The sequence below is a fragment of the Streptomyces sp. 2323.1 genome, assembly GCF_900221035.1.
GTDB classification, from domain to species: domain Bacteria; phylum Actinomycetota; class Actinomycetes; order Streptomycetales; family Streptomycetaceae; genus Streptomyces; species Streptomyces sioyaensis.
Genome location: NZ_LT907981.1, coordinates 3,120,814 through 3,137,056, shown reverse-complemented (window position 1 = coordinate 3,137,056; position 16,243 = coordinate 3,120,814). Strand labels below are relative to the sequence as shown.

Genomic DNA, 16,243 nt, shown 5'->3' with positions numbered 1-16,243 from the left:
TGCCCTCCACACACCCATCGAAGGGCACCGCACCATGGCATTGACCCTCACGTTGGCGTCCGCAGCACCGAATCCGGCGGTGTTCGGACAGCCCGTGACCTTAACTGCAACTGTTATCCCCCTCGGGCTGGGCACGCCCACCGGCACCGTCACCTTCTCCGTCTCCGGCGGGCCCACCGTGACGGCGCCGCTCGTCGGCGGCACCGCGACCGCCACCATCAACAACGTCAACGTCGGTTTCCACACCATCACGGCCAACTACAACGGCAGTTTCCACTTCTCCCCCTCCAGCGGTCTGGCCACGCTGACCGTGCTGCAGGCGGCCACGACCACCACGGTCACCTCGTCCCCCGACCCCTCGGCCTTTGGTCAGCCGGTCACCCTCACCGCCCATGTCGCGCCGGTCGCGCCGGGCAGCGGTACCCCCACCGGCACGGTCACCTTCGTCATCGGGGGCAGCGGGGGCGGCACCCTGACGGCACCGCTCATCGGCGGCAACGCCAGCGTCACCACCAGCACCCTCGGCGTCGGCACTCACCCCATCACCGCCACGTACAGCGGCAGTGCCAACTACGCGGCGTCCTCCGGGACCGACACCCAGACCGTGCAGGGCCTGGCGCCGACGATCACCACGGTCACGTCCTCGCCCGACCCTTCGGTGTTCGGCCAGCCGGTCACCTTCACCGCCACGGTCAACCCGCTCCTGCCCGGTCCCACCCCGACCGGCACGGTCACCTTCGTCATCGCCGGCGGTCCGACGCTGACGGCGCCGCTCGTGGCCGGTACGGCGAGCGTGACCACCAGCAGCCTCAGCGTCGGCTCGCACGCGGTCACCGCCACGTACAGCGGCAACGCCAACTACAGCAGCTCCACCGGCACCGACACCCAACTCGTCAACAAGGCCTCGACGACCACCACGGTCACCTCGTTCCCGGACCCCTCGGTGTTCGGGCAGCCGGTGACGTTCACGGCCACGGTCGCGCCGGTCCCGCCCGGTGCGGGCACCCCGACCGGGACCGTCACCTTCGTCATCGCCGGTGGTCCGACCGTGACGGTGCCGCTCGTGGGCAGTACGGCGACCGCGACGATCAGCAGCCTCAGCGTCGGCTCCCACGCGGTCACCGCCACCTACAGCGGTGACGGCAACTTCAACGGCTCCACCGGCACCGACTCCCAGCTCGTCAACCAGGCCTCGACGACCACGACGGTCACCTCGTCCCCGGACCCGTCCTTCGTCGGGCAGCCGGTGACGTTCACCGCCACCGTCGCGCCGGTGTCCCCGGGCGCGGGCACCCCGACCGGCACGGTCACCTTCGTCATCGGCGGGACCGGGGGCGGCACCCTGACGGGGACCCTCTCGGGCGGTACGGCGACCGTCACGACCAGCTCACTCGGAACCGGCACCCATACCGTCACCGCGACGTACAGCGGTGACGCCAACTTCACCGGCTCCAGCGGCACCGACACCCAGACCGTGGGCCAGACGTCGACGACCACCACGGTCACCTCGTCCCCCGACCCCTCGGCCTTCGGGCAGCCGGTGACGTTCACCGCCACCGTCGCGCCGGTGTCCCCGGGCATGGGCACGCCGACCGGCACCGTCACCTTCGTCATCAGCGGCGGCGGGGGCGGCACCCTGACGGGGACCCTCTCGGGCGGTACGGCGACCGTCACGACCAGCTCACTCGGAACCGGCACCCATACCGTCACCGCGACGTACAGCGGTGACGCCAACTTCACCGGCTCCAGCGGCACCGACACCCAGACCGTCAACCAGTCGGCGACCAACACCACGGTCACCTCCTTCCCCGACCCCTCCGTGACCGGGCAGACGGTCATCTTCACTGCTTTCGTGGACCCGGTCGCCCCCGGCGGCGGCATCCCGACGGGCACCGTCACGTTCTCCGTCACCAACGGGGTCACCACGGTGAACCTCACCGGGACCCTGGACGGCGACGGCATCGCGGCCGTCAGCACCAACGGCCTGGTGACGGCCGGGGTTTACACCGTCACCGCGACCTACAGCGGGGACGCCAACTTCACCGGCTCCAGCGACACCGACACCGAGACGGTCCTCCCGGCGGCGACGACCACGACGGTCACCTCCTCCCCGGACCCGTCCCTGGTCGGCCAGTCGGTGACCTTCACGGCCACGGTCGCCCCGGTGTCTCCGGGCGCGGGCACCCCGACCGGCACGGTCACCTTCGTCATCAGCGGCGGTCCGACACTCACCGGCACCCTGGTCGGCGGCACGGCGACCGTCAGCACGAGCGCCCTCACCGCCGGCGTGCACACCGTCACCGCGACCTACGGCGGCGACGGCAACTTCGCCGGTTCCGTCGGCACGGACACCCAGACCGTGGGCCAGTCGTCGACGACCACCGTGGTCACGACGTCTCCCGACCCGTCGGTCTTCGGTGAGTCCGTGACGCTGTCGGCCACCGTCTCGCCGGTCTCTCCCGGTGCGGGCACTCCCACCGGCACGGTGACGTTCGTCGTTTCCGGTGGTCCGACGCTGACGGCGACGCTCGTGGGCGGCACGGCGACCGTCAGCACGACCGCCATCCCCGTCGGCACCAGTACCGTCACCGCCACGTACAGCGGCGACGCCAACTTCACGGGCTCCAGTGGCTCGGACACCCAGACGGTGACACAGGCGTCGACGACCACTACGGTCACGACGTCGCCCGACCCGTCCGTGGTGGGCGAGACGGTGACGTTCACGGCGACCGTCGCCCCGGTGTCTCCGGGCGCGGGTACGCCCACCGGCACGGTGACGTTCGTCGCGACGGACGGTGTGACCACGGTGAGCCTCACCGGCACCCTCAGCGGCGGCACGACCAGCGTCAGCACCAACGGCCTGGTGACCGCGGGGCTCTACACCGTCACGGCGACGTACAGCGGCGACGGCAACTTCACCGGCTCCAGCGGCACGGACACCCAGACGGTGGGCCAGGCGTCGACGACGACGTCCGTGACCTCCGCTCCGGACCCGTCGCTGTTCGGAGAGCCGGTGACCTTCACGGCCACGGTCGCGCCGGTATCGCCCGGTGCGGGCACTCCCACCGGCACGGTGACGTTCGTCGTCACCGGCGGCCCGACGCTGACCGGCACCCTGTCCGGCGGCACGGCGAGCGTCACGACCGACGCGGTGCCGGTCGGTACCAGCACTGTCACGGCGACGTACAGCGGGGACGCCAACTTCACGGGCTCCAGCGGCACCGACACCCAGACGGTGGCCCTCGCGGCGACGACCACGACGGTCTCCTCGTCGCCCGACCCGTCCGTGGTCGGTGAGACGGTGACGTTCAGCGCCACGGTCGCGCCGGTGGCTCCGGGTGCGGGTACGCCGACCGGTACGGTCACCTTCCTCGTGACCGACGGTGTGACCACCGTGAGCCTGACCGGCACGCTGAGTGGTGGCACGACCAGCGTCAGCACCAACGGCCTGGTCACGGCCGGGGTTTACTCCGTGACGGCGACGTACAGCGGTGACGGCAACTTCCTCGGCTCGGTCGGCGCGGACACCCAGACGGTGGCCCCGGCGACGACGGCCATGGTGGTCAGCTCGTCGCCCGACCCGTCCGTGGTGGGCGAGACGGTGACGTTCACGGCGACCGTCACCCCGGTGCTCCCGGGCGCCGGCACCCCCACCGGCACCGTCAACTTCCTCGTGACCGACGGTGTGACCACCGTGAGCCTGACCGGCACGCTGAGCGGCGGCACCACCAGCGTCAGCACCAACGGCCTGGTGACCGCGGGGGTCTACAGCGTCACCGCGACCTACGGCGGTGACGCGAACTTCACCGGTTCGGTCGGCGTGGACACCCAGACGGTGGCGCCGGCGTTGACGACCACGACGGTCTCGTCGTCTCCGGACCCGTCCGTGGTGGGTGAGACGGTGACGTTCAGTGCCACGGTCGCTCCGGTGCTTCCGGGCGTGGGTACGCCTACGGGTACCGTCACCTTCCTCGTGACCGATGGTGTGACCACGGTGAGTCTGGTCGGCACGCTGAGTGGGGGCACGGTCAGCGTCAGTACCAACGGGTTGGTGACGGCCGGGGTTTACGCCGTGACGGCGACGTACAGCGGTGACGGCAACTTCACCGGTTCGGTCGGCGTGGACACTCAGACGGTGGCCCTCGCAGCGACGACCACGACGGTCTCGTCGTCTCCGGACCCGTCCGTGGTGGGTGAGACGGTGACGTTCAGCGCCACGGTCGCTCCCGTGGCTCCGGGGGTGGGTACGCCTACGGGTACGGTCACCTTCCTCGTGACCGACGGTGTGACGACGGTGAGCCTGGTCGGCACGCTGAGCGGTGGTTCGACCAGCGTCAGCACCAACGGGTTGGTGACGGCCGGGGTTTACACCGTGACGGCGACGTACAGCGGTGACGGCAACTTCACCGGTTCCGCCGGCGCGGACACCCAGACCGTGGGCGTGGCGTCGACGACTACTGAGGTGACGACGTCGCCGGACCCGTCTGTGGTCGGTGAGACGGTGACGTTCACGGCGACGGTCGCGCCGGTGTCTCCGGGTGCGGGTACGCCCACTGGCACGGTGACGTTCGTGGCGACGGATGGTGTCACGACCGTGAGCCTGACCGGCACGCTGAGCGGTGGCACGGTCAGCGTCAGCACCAACGGGTTGGTGACGGCCGGGACGTACACGGTCACGGCGACGTACGCCGGTGACGGGAACTTCACCGGTTCCGTCGGGTCGGACACGCAGACGGTGAACCAGGCGTCGACGACCACTGAGGTCACGACGTCGCCGGACCCGTCCGTGGTCGGTGAGACGGTGACCTTCAGCGCGACGGTTGCGCCGGTGTCTCCGGGTGCGGGTACGCCCACTGGCACGGTGACGTTCGTGGCGACGGATGGTGTCACGACCGTGAGCCTGACCGGCACGCTGAGTGGTGGCACGACCAGCGTCAGCACCAACGGGTTGGTGACGGCCGGGACGTACACGGTCACGGCGACGTACAGCGGTGACGGCAACTTCACCGGTTCCGCCGGCGCGGACACCCAGACCGTGACGCAGGCGTCGACGACCACTGAGGTCACGACGTCGCCGGACCCGTCGGTGGTCGGTGAGTCGGTGACGTTGTCGGCCACGGTTGCGCCGGTGTCTCCGGGTGCGGGTACTCCGACCGGGACGGTGACGTTCGTGGTGACGGGTGGTCCGACGCTGACGGCGACGCTTTCGGGCGGTACGGCCAGTGTGAGCACGACGGCGATTCCGGTGGGTACCAGTAACGTCACGGCGACGTACAGCGGTGACGGCGACTTCACGGGCTCCAGTGGCTCGGACACGCAGACGGTGACGCAGGCGTCGACGACCACTGAGGTGACGACGTCGCCGGACCCGTCCGTGGTCGGTGAGACGGTGACGTTCACGGCGACCGTTTCGCCGGTGTCTCCGGGTGCGGGTACTCCGACCGGGACGGTGACGTTCGTGGCGACGGATGGTGTCACGACCGTGAGCCTGACCGGCACGCTGAGTGGTGGCACGACCAGCGTCACCACCAACGGATTGGTGACCGCCGGGACTTACTCCGTCACGGCGACATACAGCGGTGACAGCAACTTCACCGGCTCCGTCGGGTCCGGCACTCACACGGTGACTCCGGCCGCGACGACCACCGCGGTCGTCTCGGCTCCGGAGCCGTCCGTGGTCGGTGAGACGGTGACGTTCACGGCGACCGTTTCGCCGGTGCCTCCGGGCGCGGGAACTCCCACCGGGACGGTCACCTTCGTCGCCACCGATGGCGCCACCACCGTGACCTTGACCGGCACCCTTAGTGGCGGCACGGCCAGCGTCACCACGAACGGCCTGGTGACGGCCGGGGTGTACACCGTCACGGCGGCGTACGGCGGTGACGGGAACTTCACCGGCTCCAGCGGGTCGGACACCCACACGGTGAACCAGGCGTCGACGGCCACTGCGGTCACCTCGTCGCCGGACCCGTCGGTGGTCGGTGAGTCGGTGTCCTTCACGGCCACCGTCGCCCCGGTCTCACCCGGTGCCGGCACCCCGACCGGGACCGTCACGTTCGTGATCGATGGTGGCGGGGGTGGCACGCTGACCGGCACTCTCTCCGGGGGTACGACCACCGTCAGCACCAGCACGCTCGATGCGGGGACGCACAATGTCACCGCGACCTACAGCGGTGACGCCGACTTCAGTGCTTCCAGCGGGTCGGACACCCAGACGGTGAACCAGGCGTCGACGACCACTGCCGTGGCCTCCGCGCCCGACCCGTCGGCGTTCGGGGAGGCGGTGACCTTCACGGCGACCGTGGCGGTCACCTCGCCCGGTGCCGGCAGTCCGACCGGGACCGTCACGTTCGTCATCGACGGCGCCGGCGGTGGCACGCTGACCGGCACCGTCACCGGCGGCACGGCCAGCGTCACCACCAACACCCTGGAACCCGGAACGCACAACGTCACCGCGACCTACAGCGGTGACGCCAACTTCGCCGGCTCCGTCGGGACGGACACCCAGACGGTCAACCAGTCCACGACCACCACTGCGGTGGCGTCGGCTCCGGACCCGTCGGTGGTCGGTGAGTCGGTGTCCTTCACGGCCACCGTCGCCCCGGTCTCACCCGGTGCCGGCACCCCGACCGGGACCGTCACGTTCGTCATCGATGGTGGCGGGGGCGGCACGCTGACCGGCACCCTCGCCGGGGGTACGACCACCGTCAGCACCAGCACGCTCGATGCGGGGACGCACAATGTCACCGCCACCTACAGCGGTGACGCCGACTTCAGCGCCTCCGTCGGCAGTGACACCCAGACGGTGAACCAGGCGTCGACGACCACTGCCGTGGCCTCCGCGCCCGACCCGTCGGCGTTCGGGGAGGCGGTGACCTTCACGGCGACCGTGGCGGTCACCTCGCCCGGTGCCGGCAGTCCGACCGGGACCGTCACGTTCGTCATCGACGGCGCCGGCGGCGGCACGCTGACCGGCACCGTCACCGGCGGCACGGCCAGCGTCACCACCAACACCCTGGAACCCGGAACGCACAACGTCACCGCGACCTACAGCGGTGACGCCAACTTCGCCGGCTCCGTCGGGACGGACACCCAGACGGTCAACCAGTCCACGACCACCACTGCGGTGGCGTCGGCTCCGGACCCGTCGGTGGTCGGTGAGTCGGTGTCCTTCACGGCCACCGTCGCCCCGGTCTCACCCGGTGCCGGCACCCCGACCGGGACCGTCACGTTCGTCATCGATGGTGGCGGGGGTGGCACGCTGACCGGCACCCTCGCCGGGGGTACGACCACCGTCAGCACCAGCACGCTCGATGCGGGGACGCACAATGTCACCGCGACCTACAGCGGTGACGCCGACTTCAGCGCCTCCGTCGGCAGTGACACCCAGACGGTGAACCAGGCGTCGACGACCACTGCCGTGGCCTCCGCGCCCGACCCGTCGGCGTTCGGGGAGGCGGTGACCTTCACGGCGACCGTGGCGGTCACCTCGCCCGGTGCCGGCAGTCCGACCGGGACCGTCACGTTCGTCATCGACGGCGCCGGCGGCGGCACGCTGACCGGCACCGTCACCGGCGGCACGGCCAGCGTCACCACCAACACCCTGGAACCCGGTACGCACAACGTCACCGCGACCTACAGCGGTGACGCCAACTTCGCCGGCTCCAGCGGGACGGACACCCAGACGGTCAACCAGTCCACGACCACCACCAGCGTCTCCTCGGCCCCCGACCCGTCGGCAAACGGGGAGACGGTCACCTTCACCGCCGTCGTCGCGGCGGTGGCACCCGGCAGCGGCATCCCGACGGGCACGGTCAACTTCGTCGTCACCGACGGTGTGACCACCGTGAACCTCACCGGAACCCTGGACGGCCTCGGTGTCGCCACGGCCAGCACCCCGCTGGCCACCGGCAACTACACCGTCACGGGGACCTACGCGGGTGACGCCGACTTCACCGGTTCCGTCGGGACCGACACCCAGACCGTCCTGTAACCCTCCACTCCGATCCATATCCACCACACAGCGCCGGGCCGTCCGAGGGGGCGGTCCGGCGCCTTCCTGTGCCACCCCTAAGCTTGCTGCCCGTTCATACATATGTCCGATCACGGGGGATGCAGAAAATGGCGGAGAAGGCACGGCGGCGACTGCGGTCGAGCACGGTGATCCTGGGCGGGATGGGCGCGCTGGCCGCCGCCCTGACGTCCTGCGGCTCCGAGCCCGACAAGCGCTGCGTGGACCGCAACAGCTACGACGCGCTCAAGGGCTACCGCATCGTCGAGGCCAAGAACTGCTCGGTGGGCAGCGGCTCGTCCTCCGGCAGCGGCAGTACCAGCAGTGGCACGACCGGTGGGTACGGCAAGAACGGGCGCGGCGGCGCGCCGGGCCGGCAGCCGGTGGACGCCCAGTGGTACTACGACCCGAGCAACTCCGGCGGGAAGTACGCCGACGAGGGCACTTTCAGCCGGACCACGGCCGTCAACCGCGGCGGTTTCGGCTGTTCGGGCTCCGGCTCGCACGGCCGGCACGGCTCCTTCGGCGGCTGAGCGGACGCCGCGGCGCCATGGAACGCCACACCATCGAGCCCCGCCCCGGCTGGCAGCAGACCGTGGAGGCGCAGGGGCTGATCTACCCGCTCACCCGCTACCCGGACGATTCGCTGCGTCCGTACTGGGACGAGAGCGCGTACTACGAGTTCACCCTCCCCGAGGTCGAGGCCCTGGAGGAGGTCGTCGAAGAGCTGCACGGCATGTGCCTGACCGCGGCCGCGCACCTCGTCGAACACGACCGCCTCGCCGACCTCGGCATCGAAGACCCCCGCCTGGCCGCCCTGATCGCCGAGTCCTGGCGTAGGCGCACCGAACTCCCCTCCCTCTACGGTCGGTTCGACCTGCACTACGACGGGACCGGCCCGGCCAAGATGCTGGAGTACAACGCCGACACCCCGACCTCGCTGGTCGAGGCCGCCAGCCCCCAGTGGTTCTGGATGGAGGAGCGCTTCCCCGGCGCCGACCAGTGGAACTCGCTGCACGAGCGGCTGGTGGCGGCCTGGAAGCGGCAGGCCCCGCTGCTGCCGCCCGGTGCGCCGCTGCACTTCGCGCACTCCGCGGGCGACGAGCTCGGCGAGGACCTGATGACCGTCGCGTATCTGGAGGAGACGGCACAGCAGGCGGGCCTGGAAACGGTCGCCATCCCGGTGGAGGACATCGGCTGGGACCGGCTCTCCGGCCGCTTCGTCGACCAGCGGCTGCGCTTCATACGGGCCTGCTTCAAGCTCTACCCGTGGGAGTGGCTGGCCACCGACGACTTCGGCCCGTACGTCCTGGACACCCTCGACAACGGTGGCGGCACCGGCTCCACCCTCTGGATCGAGCCCGCCTGGAAGATGCTGCTCTCCAACAAGGCGCTGCTGGCGGTCCTGTGGGAGCTGTTCCCGGGCCACCCGAATCTGCTGCCCGCCTACCTCGACGGCCCGCGCGAACTGGCCCGCACCCGCGGCTACGCCGCCAAGCCGCTGCTGGGCCGCGAGGGCGCCGGAGTCACCCTGCACGAGCCGGGCGCCGCCCCGGTACTGCGCGGCCCCGAGGACCCCTGCTGCTACCAGGAGCTGGCCCCCCTCCCGGACTTCGACGGCAACCGTGTCGTCCTCGGCGCCTGGGTCGTCGAGAACGAGGCAGCCGGACTCGGCATCCGCGAGTCGGCGGGTCCGGTCACCGACGAGTACGCGCGGTTCGTGCCGCATGTGATCCGCTGAATCCGCCGAGGGGGCTGCTCGGGCGCCCCTGCGGGGGTACAGCAGGAAGCCCCGTCCGGTGCACCGGACGGGGCCTTGCGAGACCGGCCCACTAAGGGGAAAGCCTCGGCATTCGCGACTACTTGTTGTCGCTGTCCCCACCACTGGGCTGCGGGTCGCGGGGTGCCTCCGGGGGCATGGGCCCGCCGTCGTGCTTGCCGCCGTCCGTCTCCGACCACACCCGCAGGTCATCGTCGGACGGCCCGGTGCGGCCGTTCTCGATGCGGCTGCACTTGCTCTCATGCCAGCCGGCCCGAGCGGCCAATTCCCGCGCTGTCAGACCCGAATCTTTCCGAATCTCGCGCAGGCGCTTGCCGAGAGCCTCTCGGGCCTGCCGGATGCTGGACGACGACGTCACGTTCGAGCGTTCCGAGTGGGTACTGTCAGACCGGCCGGTACTCCTCGTGGGGAGTCGCCCGTTCCCAGATCGCTTCAAACGCGGATACGCAGGCGTGGGCCACACCGGGGTCGGTCACCAGCTCTTCGCCGGTCATCTCCCCGTCACCGTTGAAGTGGTTGAACAGCACTGACGCACGGTCGAAGATCCAGCAGTCGTTTCCCGGCAACAGCAAGGAAGAGGCTTGCCGACGGGGGAGCCAGCGCACCGACTCTCCGGCCTTGACGTTGTGACCACAGGTGAGCGCGTGTTCGTACCGGATGTAGGCGGATACGGGTTCCGAGACGACCCGCGCTCGGCGCACGTCGACGCCACGGGCCACCGAAGCGGAGACCAGGTCGATCCACCACGGCCATCGCTCGGCGGGGTCGAAGTGGTTGCCGGCGATCCACTCCTGGTAGTCCTCGTCCAGCGCGTATGCGTCCCTGGCCTCGAAGTGCCACGCGCTGTGCTGGGCCGACCGGAACAGCTCCTCAAACGTCGGCTTCGTCGTCGCCACCGCTCACCTCCGGGAAGAACTGCATCATGCGCTTCGGGAACTCGATCACGGTCTCATGGCTGGGAACGTCCATCTGCGCCAGACGCTCGGGGTCCGTGGCCCGCCACCCTTGCAGGACGTAGTTTCCGCTCTCGTCGTCCAGGTACACAGTCGGGGAGCCGTTGTTCGGGCTCTCGGGGTCCTTGCCCAGGCGGTGTAAAGCCATGGTGTCCTCCGTCGCCTCGGACGATCAACAAGTGCGAGCTTGCGCCTGAGTCGCCGCAGCGCGCCAACGACTTGCACGAACTTGTACGCCCGCCTCATCCGAACGCCTCCGCCGGAAGCCGGGGCCCTTCGCCGACGGCATCGTCCGCATCGTCCGGGGCGTCGTGGCCGAGTAATGCGTCCAAGCGCCCGCCCCGGCTCTCGGCCACCCGGCGCACATCGGCAAGCGATGCGGTCAATTCGACGGCCAGCAGGTGCAGTTCCCCGGGTGTCCACGTCCGTGCGTCAAGCACTTGGCAGGCTTCGTCGATGAGATCGGCGGCGGAGCTGAGCTGCTCTGTCTCCATCCGGTCGGCGATGCGGGCGACGTATCCGGTCCCGTCGCCTACCAGGAAGCACGGTTTCCCGTCCGCGCTGGTCCACGGCAGCAGCCGGACCGAGGCCCTCGCTGTAGCGTCGGGCATGTCGTCAACTCCCTTGTAGTTGAGGGCCACGCCCCCGGGCCGTCCACCACGGTCGGGGGGTCCTCTTGTTGTCTCGCGAGAAGGGCCTTCCTCGCTCTGGGCAACCGCTCTGCTACACCCAGCGGTACGGTGGCATTGGAAGCGGCTTTTAAGAGCTTTAAGCGCTCGTGCACACCGGGGAGTTGAGGGCCAGTGAGCACTCGGGAACCGAACCGGCACCTCGAACGGCTCTATCGGCAGACCGGCTGGACGCTGCGGCAGTTCGTCCAGGCCGTGAACCGGCTCGGCACCGAGCGAGGAACCCCGCTCAAGTACCGCGAGCCGTCGGCCCATCAGTGGCGTCAAGGACACCTGCCGAAGGAGCAGGTCAGACCGCTGATCGTGGAGGCCTTGGCGCGGAAGCTGGGACGTCCGGTGACGCAGGCCGAGGCCGGGTTCCCGGCGCCGGTCAATAGCTCCGGTGCCACTCGGGGCACGGTTGAAAGGTTGATCGATCTCGGCACGGGCGATATGGACCCCTCACGCCGCGCCGTCCTCGGTATAAGTCTCTTTTCCGTTGCGCTGAGCGTGCCCAATTGGCCAGATGTGGTAGGCAGAATGGAAGCCGTTCAATCCGGCAGGCCCCGGCGCATTGGCATGCCAGAGGTCGACATGGTCATCGCGATGACCGAGCGAGTGTCAGATCTGGATGACCAATTTGGTGGACGCCATGCTCGCCCGATGGCTGCGGCCTTCTTGGTGAACACAGTAGCCCCGTATCTAACGGCTGACGCCTCCGAGCCGGTACGCAAAGCGATGATGTCGGCTGCTGCTGATTTGTGCTATCTCACGGGATACATGGCGGTAGACGAAGGCGTTCACGGCCTTGCGCAACAGTATTACCTCAAGGCGTTGGAACTTGCCGGAGCGGCAGAGGATCACTTGACATACTGCACAACGCTTCGGGGGATGAGCGTTCAGGCTGTTGATCTAAGGCATGGCAGGCAGGCAATGCGGCTCGCTGCCGCTGCCGCTGCCGCTGCCGCGTCTCCGCAAGCAGGTCCGCGAATGCGAGCATTTCTTGCCGGGCAGCAGGCGCACGCCTCCGCGCAAATCGGCGACCACAGTAATGCGCTGATGTACCTAAGAGAGGCCGAGGTGGCCATGGATAAGGCTGAAGCCAGAGGGAAGGCATTTGGCTCGTATGATCCAGCAGCCCTGAACTACCACATCAGCCAGGTCCGGTACGAACTCGGCGATGTTCCCGGCTCCATCAAAGCCATGCAGGAATCGGACAAGGTGCGTTACGGCGTCTACCGTCGCGCTCGCGTACGCCACCGCGCCACCTTGGCCGAGCGGCAACTGGAAATCGGCCACCTCGAAGCAGCATGCGCGACATGGCATCTCGCCCTGGATGATTACCCTTTGGTGCAGTCTGGACGGGCAGATCAGCGCATGCAAACAATGTTCACGCTCATCCGCCCCCACCTCAAGAACCCCGCCGCCCGCGAACTCCACGAACGTGCCCGGCTCGTCACCCCGGCCTCACTCCTGGCTTGAGCTCCGTCGGAGTGCCTCAGTGGACCTGCCACGAGTCTTTGCGGATGCCCAGGTCTTCTCGGGCTCGTTCGTGATACGTGTTCAGGAGCTTGTGAAAGTCGCCCACAAAAACCACGGAGGGAGGGTCGTGCCTGCGCGCCTGTTTCAGCCCCTCCCACAGAGCCACGTTGATGTCATGGGCTGCCTCAATAGCTGGAGGAGCCGCCAGCAGTACGAGTTCCTCGAAGAGCGCCGAACGTCTGCGCTCGCCGTCCTCCATCGCGGATATGAACTCCTTGTGGGCGTCTGAGCCTTCCTCGACCAGACGAGAGCGTTTCGCAGCGTCAGCCACTTCCTTCACGCACGTGGCGTACTCGATGTATGCGTTGAGCTTCCGTTCATCCCAGCGGGTTGCCATCGAGCGCCGATGCCTGGCCCGTTCGGCCACGCTGACGGAGAGGTACGAAGTCAGCGCTCCGACAAGCACGCCCACCAGTGTCACGATCTGACTGATCATGGCAGTGACCGTATCGCCGGGAACTGAGCCACAGACGACCCGGACTACCGCCCGCTGCGCCCGCCCCCCATCTCACCCCTCCAGAACACCCCGCAGCTGGTCAAGCCCCCAGTCCAGGTCCTCCTTGCTGATCATCAGCGGCGGGGCGAGCCGGATCGTTGCGCCGTGGGTGTCCTTGACCAGGACGCCGCGCTTCATCAGCTGCTCGGAGACGGAGCGGCCGGTGCCGCGGGACGGGTTGATGTCCACGCCCGCCCACAGGCCGCGGCCGCGGACCGCGTCGATCGCGCCGTCGCCCACCAGCAGCCCCAGCTCGCTGTGCAGATGTTCGCCCAACTCCGTTGCGCGCTGCTGGAATTCGCCGGTGCGCAGCATCGCGATGACCTCCAGGGCCACCGCGCAGGCGAGCGGGTTGCCGCCGAACGTCGAGCCGTGCTCGCCGGGTGCGAAGACGCCCAGCACCTCGCGCGAGGAGATCACCGCCGAGACCGGTACCACCCCGCCGCCCAGCGCCTTGCCCAGGACGTACATGTCCGGGACCACGTCCTCGTGCTCACAGGCGAAGGTCCGGCCCGTACGGCCGAGGCCGGACTGGATCTCGTCGGCGATGAACAGCACATTCCGGCTGCGGGTCAGCTCCCGTACGCCCGCCAGGTAGCCCGGCGGCGGTACGAGTACGCCTGCCTCGCCCTGGATCGGCTCCAGGAGGACGGCGACGGTGTCGGCGTCGACGGCGGCCTCCAGTGCGGCCAGGTCGCCGTAGGGGACGATCTCGAAGCCGGGGGTGTACGGGCCGAAGTCTGCGCGCGCCTCGGGGTCGGTGGAGAAGGAGACGAGGGTCGTGGTGCGGCCGTGGAAGTTGTTGTCGGCGACGATGATCTTCGCCCGGCCGTCCGGGACGCCCTTGACCTGGTAGCCCCACTTGCGGGCCGTCTTGATCGCGGTCTCGACCGCCTCGGCGCCGGTGTTCATCGGCAGGACGAGTTCCATGCCGCACAGCTCGGCCAGCTGGGTACAGAACTCCGCGAACCGGTCGTGGTGGAAGGCGCGGGACGTGAGCGTGACCCGCTCCAGCTGGGCCTTGGCCGCGTCGAGCAGGCGGCGGTTGCCGTGCCCGAAATTCAGCGCGGAGTAGCCGGCGAGCATGTCCAGATAGCGTCGGCCTTCCACGTCGGTCATCCAGGCACCCTCGGCGGAGGCCACGACGACGGGCAGCGGGTGGTAGTTGTGCGCGCTGTGGGCCTCGGCGGCGGCGAGCAAGCGTTCCGTGGACGTCACCGGTGACTCCGTTCGGTAGACCGTGCGGGGCGCGGGCGCTGCCGCGTCCCCCTCCATTGTTGCGCCCGGCGGGACCGACCGGACCTGCGACGTTCCGCCGACCAGGGGGCCGGGGGTGTCCTACACTCTGCGGTGCACATCGCGACTGGCGTACGGGGAAACAACCTCGAGGAAGCGGTGTGCGGGAAACCTCACGAGGTGCCGCCCCGCCTGGGCACCCCGGGACCACGACCGGACCACCGATCGACCGCCCCGGAGGACACCATGTCAATGCACCCCTTGTCGCAGCCCCTTTCGCATCCCGCGCTGAGCGTCGCCGACCCCGAACTGGCCGCGCTGGTCGGCGCCGAGGAGCAGCTCCAGGCCGACACCCTGCGGCTGATCCCCAGCGAGAACTACGTCTCCGCCGCCGTCCTGGAAGCCACCGGCACCGTCCTTCAGAACAAGTACAGCGAGGGGTACGCGGGCCGTCGCTACTACGAAGGCCAGCAGAACATCGACCAGGTGGAGACGCTGGCCGTCGAGCGCGCCAAGGCCGTCTTCGGCGTCGAGCACGCCAACGTCCAGCCGTACTCCGGCTCGCCCGCCAACCTCGCCGCCTACCTTGCCTTCGCCGAGCCCGGCGACACCGTGCTGGGCATGGCGCTGCCGATGGGCGGCCACCTCACCCACGGCTGGGGCGTCTCGGCGACCGGCCGGTGGTTCCGCGGGGTGCAGTACGGCGTCCGGCCCGGCAGCGCGCTGATCGACTTCGACGAGGTGCGCGACCTCGCCCGCAAGGAACGCCCGAAGATCATCTTCTGTGGCGGTACCGCCGTGCCGCGCACCATCGACTTCGCCGCCTTCGGCGAGATCGCCCGCGAGGTCGGTGCCGTACTCGTCGCCGACATCGCCCATATCGCCGGTCTGGTCGCGGGCGGCGCCCACCCGTCGCCGGTGCCGCACGCCGATGTCATCTCCACCACGACGCACAAGACCCTGCGCGGGCCGCGCGGCGCGATGCTGATGTCCCGGGCGAGCCACGCCAAGGCCGTCGACAAGGCCGTCTTCCCCGGTCTGCAGGGCGGTCCGCACAACCACACCACCGCCGCCATCGCGGTCGCCCTGCGCGAGGCGGCCGCCCCGTCCTTCCGGGACTACGCCCATGCCGTCGTCGCCAACGCCAAGGCGCTCGCCGAGGCGCTGCTGGCCCGCGGCTACGACCTGGTCTCCGGCGGCACCGACAACCACCTGGTGCTGATCGACCTCACCTCCAAGGACGTCCCGGGCAAGGTCGCCGCCAAGGCCCTGGACCGGGCCGGCATCGTCGTCAACTACAACACCGTCCCCTTCGACCCCCGCAAGCCCTTCGACCCCTCCGGCATCCGCATCGGCACCCCGTCCCTCACCTCCCGCGGACTGGGCACGGACCGGATGCCGCTGGTCGCCGAGTGGATCGACCGGAGCGTTCAGGCCGCGGCCAAGGGCGACGAGGACGCGCTGGCGGTGATCCGCGGCGAGGTCGCGGAGTTGCTGGCCGGCTACCCGGCGCCGGGTCTGCCGACGGACTGACGCCGCGGTTCCACGGCACCCCCG

10 protein-coding genes, 1 pseudogene and 1 riboswitch are annotated in these 16,243 nt (G+C 69.5%); of the genes and pseudogenes, 5 read left to right on the top strand and 6 right to left on the bottom strand.

All coding sequences use genetic code 11. The annotated features are described in order from the left end of the window. The first annotated feature begins 34 nt into the window (after positions 1-34). From CPH93_RS36730 to CPH93_RS12945, 3 genes are all read left to right on the top strand, one after another. Positions 35-7,993, top strand: a complete 7,959-nt coding sequence (locus tag CPH93_RS36730) for an Ig-like domain-containing protein (RefSeq protein ID WP_159394990.1) — start codon at positions 35-37, stop codon at positions 7,991-7,993. 128 nt (positions 7,994-8,121) lie between these two features. Beyond that, complete coding sequence (locus CPH93_RS12950) at positions 8,122-8,544, top strand: hypothetical protein (protein ID WP_096212929.1); 423 nt, start codon at positions 8,122-8,124, stop codon at positions 8,542-8,544. A 17-nt stretch (positions 8,545-8,561) separates the two neighbouring features. Beyond that, a complete protein-coding gene (locus tag CPH93_RS12945) occupies positions 8,562-9,752 on the top strand; it encodes a glutathionylspermidine synthase family protein (protein ID WP_093484774.1) in 1,191 nt (396 codons plus the stop codon). Between the two features lie 211 nt (positions 9,753-9,963). On the opposite strand, the pseudogene CPH93_RS12940 reads toward CPH93_RS12945, so the two are convergent. The 4 genes and pseudogenes from CPH93_RS12940 to CPH93_RS12925 form a co-directional block, all read right to left on the bottom strand. Next, positions 9,964-10,149, bottom strand: a pseudogene (locus tag CPH93_RS12940) (helix-turn-helix domain-containing protein); the annotation flags it as partial. Positions 10,150-10,174: 25 nt separating this feature from the next. After that, positions 10,175-10,687: a DUF6879 family protein gene (locus CPH93_RS12935; protein WP_096212928.1), complete on the bottom strand. Its 513-nt coding sequence runs from the start codon at positions 10,685-10,687 to the stop codon at positions 10,175-10,177. Next, positions 10,662-10,892, bottom strand: coding sequence for a hypothetical protein (locus CPH93_RS12930; protein ID WP_096212927.1), 231 nt, complete (start codon positions 10,890-10,892; stop codon positions 10,662-10,664). The genes CPH93_RS12935 and CPH93_RS12930 overlap by 26 nt, the downstream gene beginning before the upstream one ends. A 94-nt stretch (positions 10,893-10,986) precedes the next feature. After that, positions 10,987-11,355: a hypothetical protein gene (locus CPH93_RS12925; protein ID WP_231977304.1), complete on the bottom strand. Its 369-nt coding sequence runs from the start codon at positions 11,353-11,355 to the stop codon at positions 10,987-10,989. A 192-nt stretch (positions 11,356-11,547) separates the two neighbouring features. On the opposite strand from CPH93_RS12925, the gene CPH93_RS12920 reads away from it, so the two are divergent. Next, a complete protein-coding gene (locus CPH93_RS12920; protein ID WP_096212925.1) occupies positions 11,548-12,894 on the top strand; it encodes a transcriptional regulator in 1,347 nt (448 codons plus the stop codon). A 16-nt stretch (positions 12,895-12,910) separates the two neighbouring features. Here CPH93_RS12920 and CPH93_RS12915 read toward each other — a convergent pair whose 3' ends face one another. Together CPH93_RS12915 and rocD are read right to left on the bottom strand one after the other, a co-directional pair. Then, positions 12,911-13,390 (bottom strand): hypothetical protein, encoded by a 480-nt coding sequence (locus CPH93_RS12915; RefSeq protein WP_096212924.1) that lies wholly within the window; start codon positions 13,388-13,390, stop codon positions 12,911-12,913. A 72-nt stretch (positions 13,391-13,462) separates the two neighbouring features. Continuing rightward, entirely contained in the window at positions 13,463-14,668 is a 1,206-nt protein-coding gene (gene rocD, locus CPH93_RS12910; protein WP_096212923.1) for an ornithine--oxo-acid transaminase, read from the bottom strand. A 131-nt stretch (positions 14,669-14,799) separates the two neighbouring features. After that, positions 14,800-14,891, top strand: a riboswitch (ZMP/ZTP riboswitch). Between the two features lie 47 nt (positions 14,892-14,938). On the opposite strand from rocD, the gene glyA reads away from it, so the two are divergent. Beyond that, a complete protein-coding gene (gene glyA / locus CPH93_RS12905; RefSeq protein WP_391258780.1) occupies positions 14,939-16,219 on the top strand; it encodes a serine hydroxymethyltransferase in 1,281 nt (426 codons plus the stop codon). The last annotated feature ends 24 nt before the right edge of the window (positions 16,220-16,243 follow it).